At 45.8% G+C, this 16680-nt stretch carries 14 protein-coding genes; 3 read left to right on the top strand and 11 right to left on the bottom strand.

Annotation, left to right across the window (positions count from 1 at the left end):
• The first annotated feature begins 82 nt into the window (after window positions 1-82).
• On the top strand, window positions 83-1432 hold the full coding sequence (locus EP13_RS05540) for an 8-oxoguanine deaminase (protein ID WP_044056425.1): 1350 nt from the start codon (window positions 83-85) through the stop codon (window positions 1430-1432).
• Window positions 1433-1435: 3 nt separating this feature from the next.
• Here the strand turns inward: EP13_RS05540 and EP13_RS05535 are convergent, their stop codons facing one another.
• The 5 genes from EP13_RS05535 to prfC form a co-directional block, all read right to left on the bottom strand.
• Entirely contained in the window at window positions 1436-2389 is a 954-nt protein-coding gene (locus tag EP13_RS05535) for a nucleoside hydrolase (RefSeq protein WP_044056424.1), read from the bottom strand.
• Window position 2390: 1 nt separating this feature from the next.
• Window positions 2391-3590 (bottom strand): MFS transporter TsgA, encoded by a 1200-nt coding sequence (gene tsgA / locus EP13_RS05530; RefSeq protein ID WP_197035947.1) that lies wholly within the window; start codon window positions 3588-3590, stop codon window positions 2391-2393.
• 139 nt (window positions 3591-3729) lie between these two features.
• Window positions 3730-6075 carry a S9 family peptidase gene (locus EP13_RS05525; protein ID WP_052364294.1) on the bottom strand — a complete coding sequence of 782 codons (2346 nt, stop codon included), beginning with the start codon at window positions 6073-6075 and terminating at the stop codon, window positions 3730-3732.
• 247 nt (window positions 6076-6322) lie between these two features.
• On the bottom strand, window positions 6323-8053 hold the full coding sequence (gene argS / locus EP13_RS05520) for an arginine--tRNA ligase (RefSeq protein ID WP_044056421.1): 1731 nt from the start codon (window positions 8051-8053) through the stop codon (window positions 6323-6325).
• Window positions 8054-8066: 13 nt separating this feature from the next.
• Window positions 8067-9656 (bottom strand): peptide chain release factor 3, encoded by a 1590-nt coding sequence (prfC, locus tag EP13_RS05515; RefSeq protein WP_044056420.1) that lies wholly within the window; start codon window positions 9654-9656, stop codon window positions 8067-8069.
• Between the two features lie 328 nt (window positions 9657-9984).
• Here prfC and EP13_RS05510 point away from each other — a divergent pair, with 328 nt between their 5' ends.
• Complete coding sequence (locus EP13_RS05510) at window positions 9985-11745, top strand: GGDEF domain-containing protein (RefSeq protein WP_081869446.1); 1761 nt, start codon at window positions 9985-9987, stop codon at window positions 11743-11745.
• Here EP13_RS05510 and EP13_RS05505 read toward each other — a convergent pair.
• Window positions 11742-11978: an aldo/keto reductase gene (locus EP13_RS05505; protein ID WP_332309694.1), complete on the bottom strand. Its 237-nt coding sequence runs from the start codon at window positions 11976-11978 to the stop codon at window positions 11742-11744. The two genes, EP13_RS05510 and EP13_RS05505, sit on opposite strands and share 4 nt — an antisense overlap.
• 42 nt (window positions 11979-12020) lie before the next feature.
• Entirely contained in the window at window positions 12021-13187 is a 1167-nt protein-coding gene (locus tag EP13_RS05500) for an MFS transporter (protein WP_044056417.1), read from the bottom strand.
• A gap of 169 nt (window positions 13188-13356) precedes the next feature.
• Between EP13_RS05500 and EP13_RS05495 the strand changes: the two genes are divergently transcribed.
• The gene (locus EP13_RS05495; RefSeq protein ID WP_044056416.1) at window positions 13357-14253 is read left to right on the top strand and encodes a LysR family transcriptional regulator; all 897 of its coding nucleotides are present in this window, start codon (window positions 13357-13359) and stop codon (window positions 14251-14253) included.
• 8 nt (window positions 14254-14261) lie between these two features.
• Here EP13_RS05495 and EP13_RS05490 read toward each other — a convergent pair whose 3' ends face one another.
• The 4 genes from EP13_RS05490 to EP13_RS05475 form a co-directional block, all read right to left on the bottom strand.
• A complete protein-coding gene (locus EP13_RS05490) occupies window positions 14262-15182 on the bottom strand; it encodes a DMT family transporter (protein ID WP_044056415.1) in 921 nt (306 codons plus the stop codon).
• 175 nt (window positions 15183-15357) lie between these two features.
• Window positions 15358-15654, bottom strand: a complete 297-nt coding sequence (locus EP13_RS05485) for a 2OG-Fe(II) oxygenase family protein (protein WP_044056414.1) — start codon at window positions 15652-15654, stop codon at window positions 15358-15360.
• Window positions 15655-15673: 19 nt separating this feature from the next.
• Window positions 15674-16138: a ribosomal protein S18-alanine N-acetyltransferase gene (gene rimI / locus EP13_RS05480; RefSeq protein WP_044056413.1), complete on the bottom strand. Its 465-nt coding sequence runs from the start codon at window positions 16136-16138 to the stop codon at window positions 15674-15676.
• A 3-nt stretch (window positions 16139-16141) separates the two neighbouring features.
• On the bottom strand, window positions 16142-16648 hold the full coding sequence (locus EP13_RS05475) for a hypothetical protein (RefSeq protein WP_044056412.1): 507 nt from the start codon (window positions 16646-16648) through the stop codon (window positions 16142-16144).
• Window positions 16649-16680: the final 32 nt, after the last annotated feature.

Below are 16680 nucleotides of genomic sequence, written 5' to 3'. Positions count from 1 at the left end.
AATTATCGCATTCGCGATCCCTGGATCAGCAGACAGGGCATAACTGAGCTGGCAACTTAAACGAATGTTATGGAGCCAAGTTATGCCTACTACCTGTTGGATAAAAAACCCACAAGCTATTTTTACTGCGAATCAAGAAGACGCTCGCGGTGGTGTGGTTATTCAAAATGATAAAATTATAGAGTTAGTCGCGCTAGGCAAGCAGCCTAACTCTCACGTTGATGTTATAGAAGATGCTTCAGATTTGGTTATGCTTCCTGGCTTAATCAATACTCATCATCACTTTTACCAAACGCTAACACGTGCCTGGGCTCCTGTGGTAAACCAGCCACTTTTTCCATGGCTTAAAACCCTTTACCCTGTTTGGGCAAAGCTGACGCCTGAGGCCTTATCGTTAGCCTGTGACGTTGCTCTGGCCGAGTTGTTGCTATCTGGGTGTACCACCACCACCGATCATCACTACCTTTTCCCCACAGGAATGGAAGACGCCATAGATGTACAAGTCGATAGCGTAAAACGCATGGGCATGCGAGCTTTATTAACTCGCGGCTCTATGAGCTTAGGGGAAGATGAAGGCGGGCTGCCCCCTCGTCATACGGTACAAACCGGTGATGAAATATTAAAAGACAGCGAACGACTCATTAAAACCTATCACCAACGGGGTGAAGGCGCTTGGATGCAAATAGCGCTCGCCCCATGCTCCCCTTTTTCCGTTACCCGGGAAATTATGGCTGATAGCGCTAAACTGGCTGAAGCGGAGGATGTGCGATTACATACCCACTTAGCAGAAACCTTAGACGAGGAAAATTTCTGTTTAAAAATGTTTGGTATGCGCACGGTCGACTACTTAGAAAGTGTAGGCTGGTTAAGCGATAGAACCTGGCTTGCCCATGGCATTCATTTTAACCAAGACGAAATTCAACGGCTCGGAGCTGCGGGTACCGGTATTTGTCATTGCCCTGTTTCAAACATGCGCTTAGCGTCTGGTATGTGTCCAACCCTTGAATTAATTGATGCGGGCTCCCCCATTGGCTTAGGCGTTGACGGCTCAGCATCTAATGACGCGTCTAATATGATGTATGAAGCGCGCCAGGCGCTTTACCTTCAACGTCTAAAATACGGTGCTGAAAAAATCACGCCGGAAAAAGTGCTGGGATGGGCGACAAAAGGTTCTGCGTCACTGATTGGGCGAACCGACATAGGTGAAATTGCGCTGGGTAAACAAGCTGACTTTGCATTTTTCAAACTTGACGAATTACGCTTCAGTGGCAGCCACGACCCCATTTCCGCACTGCTTTTGTGTGGGGCTGAAAAAGCGGAACATGTGATGGTAGGTGGCAAATGGCGTGTGCGAGAAGGCGAAATTATAGGCGTGGATACCCAAGCCTTAATGGCGCGCCACCGAAAAGTAGCGGCGCAACTTGTAAGCTAGCAGCTAGTTAGCCAGTTCCTGCTGGTAAATTCGCAGGTAGTTTTCCACATCAACATCACAGCAAACTTTTTGTGATGGATAATCTGACCATGCATCAACCGGGTAACGTTTTGTTTGCGTCTTTTGCATGGTATGCCCAATAGCAGGCCCTTCTGTAATCACTCGGATAGGGCCTTCTACTGTAGTAAAGAGATGAGGTGCGCTTACGTACATTATTGCCGAGGAATCATGTACATAAATGCCATCTACCTGGTCGGTTTGTTGATGGAAATTGGCATAAAACCGCGTAATATCGTAAATAAACTTTCCGTACTTAGGCGACGTTTTTTGTAACCCATGTAAGTACGCATTGCTCATTATCGTTTTGGTTGTCACATCTAATCCCACCACAGTGACAGGCCAATCGGCCCTAAGCACTTCGTCAGCTGCGTGAGGGTCGCCAATAATATTGGCTTCTGCAAAGGGGGTTACATTTCCCGTTTTACCATTGTGTCCAAACGCCCCGCCCATGATAACTACTTGCTTAACCAAACTTTTTATTTCTGGGCACTTACGCAGAGCCAGCGCTAAATTGGTCATGCGACCTACGGCAACCAGCGTAATTTCACCTGGGCTTTCCTTTAACTTTTCAATAATATAATCAGGGGCGGCTAAAGGGGCAACGCTGGGCAAGTTGCTTTCGTCTATATCAATGTTCCCTAACCCATTGTCGCCGTGAACAAAATCGGCAGGCTCATCCACAGGAATAACTAAAGGCTCTGCGGCTCCCCGTGCAACATCGGCAGCGAGTTTAAATTGCTTTTTCAAAAACAACGCATTACGGGTTGCCGTGGCAATATTTGCATTTCCAAAGCCTGTAGTTATGCCAATTAAGTCAATGTTTGAACACGCTTGCGCGAACAAAATAGCCATTGCATCATCAATACCAGGGTCGGTATCAAATATAATTTTCTCCACCTTATATTCCTTCTTTCATTGTATGGCGCACACCTTGATGGCGCTTTTCTAGCCACAGACAGGCGCCAAATAAAAGCGCCACCAGCAAATACCCTAACCATGCCATTGTCATGGCGCTATGAACGCCAAATTGCCCTACCACCCAACCTGACAGCGCCGGTGCAAGCGTGCTTCCAATACTGCCACTAAACAGTAAAAAGGTGATTAATACGGCTGGAGCGCGAGGTAGCTGTTGCGAGCCCACTGACATAGCAAGCTTATAAATACAGGTAGTCGCAAAGCCAAAAAAGTAACTTAACAGCAAAAACTGCGTGCCTTGCTCAATAAGTACGAAGCCAAGTGTAAACACGCTGGCCAGCACTGCTACTATCATTAAAAAGCGTCGTTGCGGCACTTTATTTACCAAAATTGCCGCCGAAATAAGTCCAAAAATAGACATCCCCCAATAATTACCCACAACGCTGGCAGCCTTAGTTTCACTTAGCCCAAATGCCGCTTGCAGATAATTAGGGGACCAGGTTAAAAAAGTAGTTTGTGAGATTAGATAAATACACACGCCAAGGGCAATCAGGCATACACGTGGCGTAAGAATACCGGTAAACTGCTGTAATGCAGATAGTTCGCCTGTTTCATCGGCCTCTGTTTTCGGAAACGTGGCAAAAAACACTAGCCCCCACAATGCCAACGCAAGCGCACCTACCGCTGCGTAGCTAAGGGTCCATTCGTAGTGGCTTGCTATTATTACCGCGGCTAAAGAAGGGAAAATATAGCCGGCAGCACTAAAGGCACAGTCAGTGGCAATAAACGCTGATGCTCGTTTCGCTTCGTGATACGTTTTAGAAATAATCACCGCACCACCAGATAACCCACAGCCACAACATACACCTAGTACAAACAAAAGTATGGCTAGGCTAAAAAATTGGTTAGGCTGGCTTATTGATAACGCTAACAAGGCACACAGAAACACACTGTAATTCGTTAGCAGTATCGGCTTTAGCGAGAATTTAGCGTATAAGAATAGAGAGATAAAAGTACCACAAAGCGCCCCGCCGGTTAGCCCAGAAAAGACCCCAACGGATTGTGAAGGCGTACTTCCAAGCACGCTAGAAACAGCGTTCAAAATAACCCCAATTTGGGTTAATAAGCCCGCCATTATCATATAGCTCATAAAGGCAATAGCGGTAAGGAAAACTCGGTTCAAGGGGGCATCCATGACAATGCTAAAACCATGTTATACCGAGTTATGTTTAAAACAACAATCCCTCGTGATAATTATTTGACCATTTAGTCAATAAAAAAGGCTGGGATTTAGCCAGCCTTTCACTATCAACGCTTAGCCATTACAAGTGTTCGATAAAGTAATCACTTATCAGGGTTTTAAGATGACGAGTGGTATTTTTACCTTCATAAATGCCATGGGAACGATTGGGATAAGACATAAAGTCGAATTGCTTATTATGCTTAATCAATTCGTTGATTAACCGTTCTGAGCCTTGGTAATGCACATTGTCATCGCCAGTGCCATGTATCAATAACAAGTCACCTTGCAGACCATCGGCATAATAAATTGCCGAACTGTGCTTGTAAGATTCAGGATCGGTTTTGGGATTGCCCGAATAACGCTCTTGGTAAATTGTGTCATACAAGCTCAAGTCAGGTACCGGTGCCACTGCCACACCCACTTTGTACTGCTCTGGATATCTAAACAATAAGTTTAGAGTTTGCGTACCACCACCAGAATGCCCCCACACACCAACACGATCGGTATCGATTACTGACCAACGCTCTGCCATTGCGTTAAGAGCATCCGATTGATCGCGAACGGTAATGACCCCAAGTTCTTTGTATATAGATTTACGCCAGTCTCGCCCTTTAGGCGCACGTGTGCCTCTATTATCCACAGAAGCCACGATATAGCCTTTTTGCGTCATCATAGCGTCCCATAGATAACTGCCACCACGCCAGCTATCTTTTACGGTTTGCCCCCAAGGTTCACCGTAAACGTAGAAGATAATAGGATACTTTTTACTTGGATCCATATCCGGGGGAAACATAATATAGCCATCAAGGGTAACGCCATCTTGCGCTTGAACCTGGAAAAACTCATGGGAAGGTAAGTTTTCTTGCGCCAACTTTTCGTTAAGCTCGTCATTGGTCACAAGGGTTTTTACCGGCTCATGCCCTTCCACTTTAATCACTTGGCGCATAGGTGCTGTGGTAAAGTTACTGAAACTATGGCGGGCATAAGATCCGTCTTCCGACATATAATAACTATTCGTACCCGTAAACGATTCTGGGGTAATACGCTGTACAGAAGAAGTCCCATCTAGGCTTGCTTTATATAAGTAGCGCTGCGATACATCTTCTGGAGAAGCAGTGAAATAAAGAGCATTGTTTTTTTCACTCACCGCCAATAAATCCACTATGTCATATTCGCCCGGCGTGAGGTCAACAACACGACTGCCATCTTTGGCAATTTTATATAAATGACGCCATCCATCTCTTTCGCTATGCCAGATAAACGCTTCGCCGTCGTTAATAAAGGTGGCGTCGTAGTACCATTCTAGAAAGGCGTCATCTTTGTCTGTGAAGATATTCGTGACTGTGTTTTTCTGCCAATCAAATGTCCACAATGTGTTGGTATTTTGCGGGCGGTTTACGTCTTGAATAAGTAAGGTTTCACCTTTTCCAGCCCAAGAAATCCGTGGAATATAGCGGTCTCTGTTATCTCCCGCTAATTGCGCCCAATGGGTTTGTTTGTTGGTAATATCCACGACACCCACTTTTACGGCAGAGTTCTGCTCTCCCGCTTTCGGGTAAGGGAATGTGGTTAACGTTGGATACAGCGCGTCTGTATTATTGATCATGGTAAAGGTTTTCACCCCAGATGTATCAAGTTGCCAATATGCAATGCGCTGGCTGTCTGGGCTCCACCTAAATCCATCACGAATACCAAATTCTTCTTCGTATACCCAATCGAAATTACCATTTACGATGCTGTCATCGCCGTCTGTGGTCAATTGCTCAACATTGTTGCTGCCCACAGGCTGCATAAAAATATTATTGTCTCTTACCCAAGCCACATACTTACTGTCTGGCGAAAATTTAGCGAACATCAACTTGGCATCACCGGGCTGTTCACCTCCCAATTGCATTAACGCATTTGTTTCCAAATTCAGCACGTAGAAATCGCCACGGCTCTTTGAACGCCAAACTTTTTGCCCATTCGTGAATACCAGCAACCACTTGCCATCTTCAGACCAACTGTAGCGTTCAATGCTTATGGGTTTCTCTTCGCCTTCGGGAATAAGGTTTTCAAAGTTAACCAGAACTTTTCTTCCCGTACTGTCTGGCTTGTAAAAAACAATGTCGAAACCGGATACTGACGATTCATTTTCACCCACTACATCGCTGAGCGCGTCAATACCGCTTTTTTCGCTGTCCTCATCTTTGGCGTCTAATACTGTTTCTCGTTTTTCCAGTACCGTAAAACCAGAACCATCTTTTAGCCACGTGAAATAAGTGCTTCGCTCGCCCGTGAATTCACGATCTTGATAAATTCTATCAAGGGTTAAGGTAGGTTTTACTTCCATAGTCTCTGTCGTAATGTCGTCTTTTTGTGTAGCTGCACACCCCGCCACGACTAAGGTCGCGAGTGCTGCGCCAAGCATATTTCTTTTTATCATCAGTTGATGTCCCTGTTACTCTTTATTCTTCTCGTTTTACAATTTTTATTAATTGTTACTTTCGTACAGTAGCACTTTTCTCACCTACTGTTATCTTACACAGGGTAAATTAGCCATAATTACCGTTAAAACCAAAAAAAGCGGATTATGAGCATAAAAAAAAGCTAACACTCGGTGTTAGCTTTTTCGTATTTAGCTTAGTGAACTATTCGACATACACCGAAATAGTGAGCGTCTGCGCAGACTCTTACATTTTTTCTAGTGTTTCAATTCCCAACAGCGTTAACCCTTGTTTCAGTGTATTCGCCACCAATGCAGACAACGCCAAGCGGCTATCGCGTACTTGTGGCTCTATACCCTCTTTCAGCATTGGGCACGCTTCATAGAATGTCATGAATGCTGACGCTACATCGTAAAGGTACGTACACAACACGTGAGGCGTCGCTTCGCGCGATACCAGACCAATCACTTCTTCAAACTGCATAAGCAATACGGCTAGTGCGTGCTCTTGTTTTTCAACAATAGTAATATCTACCGGCATAGTAGCCATATCAACACCCGCTTTTCTAAACAAGCTCTTCACACGGGTGTAGGCGTATTGAAGGTAAGGCGCAGTGTTACCTTCAAAGCTTAGCATTGAATCCCAGTTGAACATGTAATCGGTCGTACGGTTTTTAGAAAGGTCGGCGTATTTCACCGCGCCAATACCTACCTTGCGAGCGACTTCTTTAAGCTCTTCTTCGCTTAAATCGTTGTCGCGCTCGGCAATGAGTTTACCTGCACGTTCTACCGCTTCATCAAGCAGTTCAACGAGCTTAACGGTTCCGCCAGTACGGGTTTTAAATGGCTTGCCGTCACTGCCTAGCATCATGCCAAATGGGCAGTGCTCGTAGGTTTGCTCTTCTTTCATGAAGCCTGCTTTACGGCCTACAATTTCCGTTTGCTTAAAGTGCAGCGCTTGGCGAGCGTCGGTAAGAATAAGGGTACGGTCGGCATTTAACTTGCCGCTGCGATAGCGCATAGCCGCAAGGTCGGTGGTGGCATATAAATAGCCGCCACCAGATTTTTGCACAATATATACCGCAGGGTTGCCTTCTTTATCGGCAAGCTCAGGAATAAACACCACCTGAGCACCTTGGTCTTCTACCGCAATGCCTTTCGCTTTAAGGTCGCTAATGACGTTGGCTAGGTCTTCGTTATACGCCGACTCACCCATAATGTCTTTGCGCGTAAGGCTTACGTTTAGCTTGTCGTACACTTCTTCAGAGTGGGCAATAGACACATCGATAAACTTTTCCCACAGCGCTAGGCACTGTGCATCGCCGCCCTGTAGCTTAACTACGTATTCACGGGCACGGTCGGCAAAGCCTTCTTCTTCATCGAAACGTACTTTGGCTTCGCGATAAAAGTCTTCAAGGTCAGACAGGGCTGTTTCGGCCACTTCTTCTTGCAACTTATCTGAAAGGTGCGCAAGCAACATGCCGAACTGTGTGCCCCAGTCACCCATGTGGTTTTGACGAATTACGTTGTGGCCCAAGAACTCGAGTACCTTAACTACCGCGTCGCCAATAATGGTGGTACGCAAGTGCCCTACGTGCATCTCTTTCGCCAAGTTAGGCGATGAGTAATCTACTACAATGTTTTGCTCAGGCGACTTTGCGATGCCTAACCGAGGGTCGGTTAACGACAGTTCACATTGATTAGACAACCATGCGTCGTTTAGATGAACGTTGATAAAGCCAGGGCCCGCCACTTCTAGCTTGCTGGCAATATCGTCGAGCTTTACTGTCTCAACGATTTTTTCTGCAATATCACGAGGCTTTTGCTTAAGCTGCTTAGCCAGCGCCATGGCGCCATTAAACTGATATTCACCAAACTCTGGTCGAGCACTGCGCGATACTGGCACTGGCGCATTTTCTACGCCCATCTCTTGTAGAGCTTCAGTGAAACGGTTAACTAATAGTGCATGTATATTCATAATGTATCTTTTCTTAATTTTCGCGCGTGTTCGTAAATTGAATATCAGGGTAGCGCTCTTGCGCTAGCTGTAAATTCACCATAGTCGGTGCGATATACGTTAGGTTGTCGCCACCATCTAAAGCCAGGTTTTGCTCACCTTTACGGCGGAATTCATCAAGCTTTTTCTCATCACCAGAGTATACCCAGCGGGCAGTTGCTACGTTAATGTGCTCGTAAAGTGCATCTACGTTGTATTCCGCTTTTAAACGCGCCACAACCACATCAAACTGAAGCACACCTACCGCCCCAACAATCAAATCGTTATTTGCAAGGGGGCGGAATACTTGAACCGCGCCTTCTTCGGATAGCTGAATAAGCCCCTTAAGCAATTGTTTTTGCTTCAACGGATCTTTTAAGCGAATTCGCTTAAATAGCTCGGGCGCAAAGTTTGGAATACCGGTAAAGCGGTAGTTATCCCCTGACGTGAAAGTATCGCCAATACGGATAGTACCGTGGTTATGCAGGCCGATAATATCGCCAGCATACGCTTCTTCCAGCAGAGAACGGTCACCTGCTAAAAAGGTTAATGCATCAGAAATACGCACGTCTTTGCCTAAGCGGCTGTTGCGCATTTTCATGCCCTTTTCGTATTTGCCTGACACGATACGACAAAACGCAATACGGTCACGGTGTTTCGGGTCCATGTTAGCCTGAATCTTAAACACGAAACCGCTGAACTTGCCGTCGGAGCTCTCGATAGTGCCTTCTTCAGTTTCGCGGCCAAGTGGTGCTGGCGCCCACTCAACCAAGCCGTCAAGCATGTGGTCAACACCAAAGTTCCCCAATGCTGTACCGAAGAATACCGGTGTTAACTGACCTTCACGGAATAGCTCTTGATCAAACTCATTCGATGCGCCGCGCACCAGCTCAAGCTCGTCGCGCAAGGTTTCGGCAAGGTCGCTACCCACTGCCGTTTCCAGCTCTGGGTTGTCTAGCCCCTTAATAATGCGCACATCTTGAATGGTGTGGCCGTGGCCACTTTGATACAGAATAGTTTCGTCCCTATGAAGGTGATAAACCCCTTTAAAGCTTTTACCACAGCCAATAGGCCACGTGATTGGCGCACACAAGATATCAAGCTCGGTTTCTACTTCATCAAGCAGCTCCATTGGGTCGCGAATATCGCGGTCAAGCTTGTTCATAAAAGTGATGATTGGGGTATCGCGCAAGCGAGTGACTTCCATCAACTTACGGGTTCTATCTTCTACCCCTTTGGCGGCATCGATAACCATTAAACAGGAGTCAACGGCCGTTAGCGTACGATAAGTATCTTCTGAAAAATCTTCGTGCCCTGGGGTATCTAGCAGGTTTACCAAATGGTCGCTGTAGGGAAACTGCATAACCGAGGTGGTGACCGAGATACCACGCTCTTTTTCCATTTCCATCCAGTCTGACTTTGCATGCTGGCCTGACTTTTTACCTTTCACGGTACCGGCGGTTTGTAGCGCGCGTCCAAACAACAATACTTTTTCAGTAATGGTGGTTTTACCCGCATCCGGGTGCGATATGATGGCGAACGTACGTCGCTTTTTAATCTCTTCTAAAAGCTTTTGATCTGACATTAATACTTATCTTCGTTATCTATTATCCCCGTTCACGCTTGGTTTACGGGCGCGTTTTATAACGGATAAGCAATGCTTTTCCGCGCAAATAAGATGTTGCAGCAAAACGCTTGATTCGGCTTGGCAAATAATTGCGCGGATTTTAGCATTTTACTGGGCGTAACAGTAGAGCGAACCACAAGAAATTAGACACTTTGTCGGCGACTTGGCCAGTCTCACGTTGATAAAGTACTATCGCCATATTGTACTTTTCTCATACTTAAAAATGTAAATACTGTGCTATATTCATCCGATAATAAAATAGAATTGCGAAGTACAGGGAAGGTGTATGCTGAGAGTTGTTGTATCGATGTTTATGATACTTATTACAAGCCATTGTGTAGAAGCAGCTGCATTTTTTAAAAATCCCAAAGTGGAGCTTGCCCTAGACAGCAATGTACTTTACACCATCAGCGACAAACCAACGTTAACCGGCGAAGAACTATGGGTAGACGACCCTAGCCGCTTGCCAAGGCAAACTCACCAATACCTTCACTTTAAAGTTAGCGTTCACAATGAATTAGAAAAGCTTGTTCCGGTTTGGTTTTCTATTGGCTTCCCAGCTATGAAGGTTTTAGTGGTCACCGATGGCGTGTCAGTGTGGGAAACCGGTGACGATTCGCCATATTCAACACGCCCGGTGAATGCACCTAACTACCACTTCCCCTCCATTTTATCGCCATCAAGTGAAACCGAATTCCGCGGGTATATGCAGGGGGAAATATTGCGGTATACCTTTACGTTAGGGACGCCTGAGTATTTTAATCAACGCTATGTAAAAACCTTGCAGCGAGATATGGCTTTTTTCGGTGCGATGGCGCTGCTTACTGCCTTGTGTCTTGTGGGCTTTATTACTAGCCGAAATTGGGTATTTTTAAGTTTTGCGGCATTTATTTTCTCTACGACCTTTTGGTTTTTCAGAGTTTTTGGCTATGCGTTTGAAATACTTTGGCCTTCATCCCCCTACCTTAATGACATTTCCTACGCCCTCAGCATTTACGCTGTCTTACTGAGTGCTTTTTGGGTTTTGCTTCAAAGTTTGGCAAAAGAAGGGCACTCCGTTTATGGCGCAAAACATATTAAGCGGTTCTGTTTACTCGTGCCATTTGCAGGGCTTTTACTATGGCAAACACTGGGGTTAGACCTAGCCCTTAGACTACCTGTATTGCTCTTTTTCCCTTTTATTATTACTGCGGGCATTGTTATTTATGTAGAGCACAAGCGGGGCTCAGACCGGGCAAAATGGCTTGCTGCTGCTATGGCGCCTGTTACCTTTAGTACACTGGTACTCACTATTATTGCCCTGTTCAACGTTGATTTATATCTTGAACCTATCGCCACCTTTATGACCGGCATTGTACTTACTTGCTTGTTCATGGTTTCGCTAACTGCTAACTACATGGTGAAAGTGGTTCAACGGGAACGGGATACACAAAAGCGGGCGGCTAAACTTAGGAGCGAACAAACATCGAAATTAGAGGCATTGGTAAAAGAGCGCACTAAAGCCCTTGAAGACACGAACAAGACACTTGCAGACATTGCATCAAAAGACAGCCTTACCAACCTACCGAACCGACGAACACTAGACTTGTTTGTCGATAATACGTTTACTCATGGCAATGAAGAAGACGAGGTTCTTGCCGTGGCGTTAATCGACTTAGATCATTTCAAAAGCATTAATGACACGTTCGGGCATGATATTGGCGATGAAGTATTAAAAACAATTGCTGAACTTCTCTCCCCTTTAAATAATGATAAGCAGGTTGCGGCCCGGTATGGTGGTGAAGAGTTTGCTATTGTTCAACGGTATCCAGCTTATCAAAAGACACTTAATGATGACCTCGATGCATTTGCAGCACAGCTTAATGATGTACATGCGAATATTAATGCCCTACGTATTGAAGCACTTCAAGGTCGAACAATAGGGGCAAGTTTCGGCTGGACACTCTGTGAAAGCTCCAGTGATATTGTTTGCGCCTTTCGGCGAGCTGATAAAGCCCTTTATACCGCCAAGGATAAAGGGCGAAACGTGATAATAAAGGCTTTTTAGTCCCACTCGGGCGCAAAATCAGGCGTAGCTTGACGGTCGCCACAGTCAAGCGCGTCAATGTATGCAACATCTTCTGCGTCTAGGGTCAGTCCAAGGGCTTTGAAATTGGTTTCCAAGTTCTTGCGCTTAGTCGACGATGGGATAGTGACTAAACCGTGTGCCAGTTCCCACTTCAGCGGCGCTATTGCAAACGTTTTTATAGTCGCCTTCTTTGATAAGCCCGTTTGCACCAGTTTCAACCCCGAAGCGGTGGCATTTTATCGGCGCTTCATCGCTTACGCCAGCGCGCGCTTGTCTAAATGACCGCTAAAGCGAGTTACCACCAGCGCGGCGACAGAGATAAGTGCACCGACCCATGCGGTATCAGATAACTGCATGCCGTCAACAATAGCACCACCGATAATTGAGCCAAGAGCAATGCCAATGTTAAACGCCGCTATATTTAAACCAGAGGCAACATCAACCGCATTGGGGGTAAACTTCTCAGCTAGTTGTACTACATACACTTGAAGGCCAGGTACGTTTCCGAAAGCGAAGGCGCCCCATACCAACACGGTGATCACTGCGGCCACTTTACTGCCCATGGTAAACGTCAGCGCAAATAAGATGACAGCGAGCGCTGAGAAAATAATGGTTAGTGCGCGGATTGGGCCCTTCTTGTCGGCCAATTTACCGCCATAAATGTTTCCTACAGCAACCGAAGCTCCGTAAACCAACATGATTAAGCTTATCGCTGATGGCGCAAACCCTGCTTCTTCCTGCAATATAGGCGCGAGGTAAGTGAACGCGGTAAACGTACCGCCATACCCTAAAATTGTCATGAGATAAACCAGCACCAAGCGAGGTTGAACCAATACCTTCATTTGCTCACCAAGTGTGGCGGGTTTACTTTGCTTTAAGTTGTTGGGTACTAATAATGCACTGCCGATAAGCGCAAGCGTGCCAAGAGCAGATACCACTAAGAAGGTCGCGCGCCAGCCGAAGCTCTGACCAATCCATGTACCAAGAGGGACGCCTGTTACTAAGGCAACAGTAAGCCCGGTAAACATAATTGCTATGGCGCTGGCTTCTTTTTCTTTCGCGACCAAGCTAGTGGCAATGGTAGAGCCAATTGAAAAGAACACACCGTGGGCAAGGCCGGTAAGAATGCGAGCGAGTATTAAACTCTCGTAGCTTGGCGCTTGCCAAGCAAGCAGATTACCCGCTACAAAGAGTGCCATGAGGCTTAACAGAACGTGCTTTCTGTTCCATTTTCCAGTTAATGCTGTCAACACAGGGGCGCCAACCGCCACACCCACGGCATAAAGACTCACTAATAAACCAGCGCTAGGTAAAGTCACACCAAGATCAGCGGCAATCGTAGGGACAAGCCCCACAATAACAAATTCGGTCGTGCCAATAGCAAACGCACTTAATGTTAACGCAAATAATGCAATAGGCATTGTTTTTCCTCATAAAAGTTAATGTTTCCACCTGCACAAAGTGGCAAATAGGCGGGCAGAGACAAGGGTTAGTGATTAAGTGCGCACAGTTTGACGATATTTTCTTTTGCAAAAAACAGCATTAATGACAAAATACTTTTGTAGAAAATGAAAAAGAAGAGTTCATGGAATGCCAGTATCGACGAAATCAGAAGATTTAGAAGCATTTGTTACCGTGGTAGACACTGGCAGCTTTTCCGGCGCTGCAAATTTACTTGAGCAGCAAGTTGCAAAGGTCAGTCGTGCAGTGTCTAGATTGGAAGATACATTGGGAGTCACCCTGCTAAATCGTACCACTCGAAGACTGGAATTAACCGAAGAAGGCCAGTTATTTCTTCAATACACCCGTGATGGCCTAAACACTTTAGAGAAAGGTGAAGAAGCGCTGCGGCTATTAAAGCATTCGCCTTCTGGCAAACTTCGGGTAGATGCAGCGAGCCCGTTTGTTTTGCATCAGCTTGCGCCTTTGGTCGGCGAGTTTCGACAAGCGTATCCCGAGATAACCTTAGATATGACCAGCCACGATAGTATTATCGACCTACTTGAACATAAAACCGATATTGCCATACGCATTGGCGAATTAGACGACTCTAACTTACATGCGAAGCAATTAGGTCGAAGCCGCTTACATTTAGTGGCAAGCCCCGACTACCTGCGCGCTCACCCCATTAACGGTGATGCGACTACCTTAACGGATCATATGTTAATTGGGTTTAGTGACGGAGCGAATTTGAATAAGCTGCCGTTGAAGCAAAAGATACCGCTTCAATCGCTTCACTATGCGTTGCGGGCATCCAGTGGCGAAACCATTCGCCACCTTTGTTTAGCGGGCCAAGGTATCGCCTTTTTATCCCACTTCATGATACATAAAGACATTCAGCAAGGTGCACTTGTACCGGTTTTTGAAAACGATATTATTTCACCCAACCCTAGAGAGCAGATACAAGCGGTTTATTACAGGAACAGTGCAGTGTCGTCGCGAATTACCGCGTTTCTAGACTTCATAACCCCAAGGCTAATCTTATAAGCCACTGGCTATTTCAGCTTAAACACCTTTTTGAGTGTTTTTTGCGACACACCGTTGACCACAAGCGCCGCAATCATAAGTACTGCGCCAGCAACAACACTAAATAAGAGCGTTTCACCTAGTATTACCACTGAGCTTACGTACCCCACTATGGGCGTTAAGGTTGAAATAAGTGCAATTCTGTCTGGGGGAAGTTTGGGCCCCGCGGCCACCATTAAACCAAATCCCAAACCGGTCGCCACTGGGCCAATATAGGTTAACAATAACCAGTCTTGCCAGTGATATTCCGTAAACTTAGGCATAGGCTCAAAGGCAAACGCTAACGCTAACATAAGGGCGCCTGCGAAAGTAAACTGCCAAAAGACGGCTTCAATAACACTGCCCTGCCATTTGTGGAATGACACTCGGCGTATAGCTACCGCCCAAAGCGCCGATGCCAATAACATTCCTGATAATGGCAACCAAGCGCCAGGTTGACCAGAAGCCATTAAAATCATGCCGCACCCTATAGTAGATACGCCGGTTAATAAAAGGCGTTTAGCCGGCGGTTTGTGACGATACCAAACAGTATCAATCAGCAACATCCAAAGCGGTGTTGTATAGATAAGAATGCTGGCTGTCCCTGCTGGGATAAACTGCAAAGAAACGGTGATCAGCCCCATAGACAAGGTAAATTGGAAGAAAGCGACCATTAGCACCACAGCGCGATCGCGACGATTCAATCGGGGTAGGCGTTTTTTTGTGATAAGCACAAACAGGGCAATGACAGGCAAGCTTAACAAAAACCGCAGACACACCATCCATATTGGCCCCACGATCTCCAGCCCCACCTTCATGCCTGGCCAATTTAACCCTAAACACAGTACGGCAACTAGTAGCATTTTAATGCCGGTAGATTGCGTTTTATCTTCTGATAACACGATAGACATGGTGTAAACCTGAAAAACTAAAATAACAAGACAAGATGGATTAACCCAGTGTCGGGAGACCCAGGTTACAGCGGGCGCAATATAAGCGAATTTAAGAGGAAATAAAACGGTGTAACGATAAGTTAATGCTTTTTTATAGACCAAATGGTCAACTTTTCATTACACCTATAGCAAGCTACACTAAAACGGCGATAGACAGTAAGGTTCGCTGCCCTTTTTCAATTTTACTGACGCTATGCATGTATTTATCGGGGCGGAAGAAATAGACACGATTAAAGAGATTAAAAATCACTTTTTCAGCGAAAAAATGCCCGCCTTTCTGCGGTTTCTTAAGCACAACATTGAATTTAAAGTAGCGGCCTTCACCCATGGGGTCGTTGTGCTTCAACACATGATGCCCTTCACGGTAGGTCACCACATTAATGGAAAACCGTTTAAACGACACTATCGCTTTATTGAATACCTTTTGCATAAATCCTCTTCGATAACCGCTAACGAGCGCTAGGCGAACACTGATGTTTCATCACCAACGCGTTTTCTTTACCTGTTGCGGTGGTGTAATAGTTCTTACGTATATCAATATGTTCGAAACCACGGGATAAATAAAGCCCGATAGCGGTGTGATTACTTTCTCTGACATCCAGCCAGATTTCACGCATTAGGTGGTGACAGGAAGTACGAATTACAAGGTCTAGCAACGCTTTTCCTACACCTTTTCCTCGCGTACTTTGCGCGACAGCAATATCCATTAATGTCGCTTCGTCGAGGACTTCAAGCATAATGGCATAACCAATAACTTGCCCATCTTCGTATGCGAATACACCGTAGTAAGGCGTTTTAAAGCTATCAGCAAAGGTGGCAAAAGACCACGGAGTGACCTGTACGCTTTTGTGGATGTGATACGCAGCTTCAAAATCGCGCTTTAAGGTATCATCGTTAACAAGACAAAGAGACATTACTTAAGCATGGCCCTTTGATTGACTCGCGCTAACTAAAGCGTGCCACAGTGCTTTTTTTTGCGCCGCGCTTAATTTGTGGGGCAAGGCAGGTAACCTAATTGCGTTAGCGTCAACACGCAATGATGTATCAATGACAATGTTCACTAGAGATGAAGACAAGCCTATTTGCACACACGCAAGGGTAAGATCTGATAGCCACTGGGCACTATCACGCTTTTGCTCTGCGCTAAGTGGAATACCCTGTTGCGGCGAATCTGTCACAGACGGTTTGGGCTTAGGGCTCGTTTCTTTGCTTTCCACTTGCGCGCGAAGCTGTGCTAAACGACTTTGCTTCTCCTGTTGAGAAACAGGTTTCGCGTCTATCGGTCCTACAGGGTTAGCACCAAAAATGGAGTTTGCCGCTTTTCTCTCATCGGTGGCGGACTTATCCAAATAGGCGTCTTTGGAAATCCAAACTTGAATGCCCATTTCTTGTAACACAGCCTGTTGATACTGAGTAAACGCCATAAAAATGCCTAACTAAAAATGACTAACCTATT

The organism is Alteromonas australica (assembly GCF_000730385.1).
Classification (GTDB): domain Bacteria; phylum Pseudomonadota; class Gammaproteobacteria; order Enterobacterales; family Alteromonadaceae; genus Alteromonas; species Alteromonas australica.
This window is presented reverse-complemented; position numbering and strand designations above follow the sequence as displayed.

What these genes read in the sequence shown, in the direction of transcription:
- EP13_RS05475 (WP_044056412.1), bottom strand. Translation starts at nt 16,648, where the DNA reads ATGGCGTTTACTCAGTATCAACAGGCTGTGTTACAAGAAATGGGCATT.
- EP13_RS05510 (WP_081869446.1), top strand. Translation starts at nt 9,985, where the DNA reads ATGCTGAGAGTTGTTGTATCGATGTTTATGATACTTATTACAAGCCAT.
- prfC (WP_044056420.1), bottom strand. Translation starts at nt 9,656, where the DNA reads ATGTCAGATCAAAAGCTTTTAGAAGAGATTAAAAAGCGACGTACGTTC.
- EP13_RS05485 (WP_044056414.1), bottom strand. Translation starts at nt 15,654, where the DNA reads ATGCAAAAGGTATTCAATAAAGCGATAGTGTCGTTTAAACGGTTTTCC.
- EP13_RS05490 (WP_044056415.1), bottom strand. Translation starts at nt 15,182, where the DNA reads ATGTCTATCGTGTTATCAGAAGATAAAACGCAATCTACCGGCATTAAA.
- EP13_RS05525 (WP_052364294.1), bottom strand. Translation starts at nt 6,075, where the DNA reads ATGATAAAAAGAAATATGCTTGGCGCAGCACTCGCGACCTTAGTCGTG.
- EP13_RS05500 (WP_044056417.1), bottom strand. Translation starts at nt 13,187, where the DNA reads ATGCCTATTGCATTATTTGCGTTAACATTAAGTGCGTTTGCTATTGGC.
- rimI (WP_044056413.1), bottom strand. Translation starts at nt 16,138, where the DNA reads ATGTCTCTTTGTCTTGTTAACGATGATACCTTAAAGCGCGATTTTGAA.
- EP13_RS05540 (WP_044056425.1), top strand. Translation starts at nt 83, where the DNA reads ATGCCTACTACCTGTTGGATAAAAAACCCACAAGCTATTTTTACTGCG.
- argS (WP_044056421.1), bottom strand. Translation starts at nt 8,053, where the DNA reads ATGAATATACATGCACTATTAGTTAACCGTTTCACTGAAGCTCTACAA.
- EP13_RS05495 (WP_044056416.1), top strand. Translation starts at nt 13,357, where the DNA reads ATGCCAGTATCGACGAAATCAGAAGATTTAGAAGCATTTGTTACCGTG.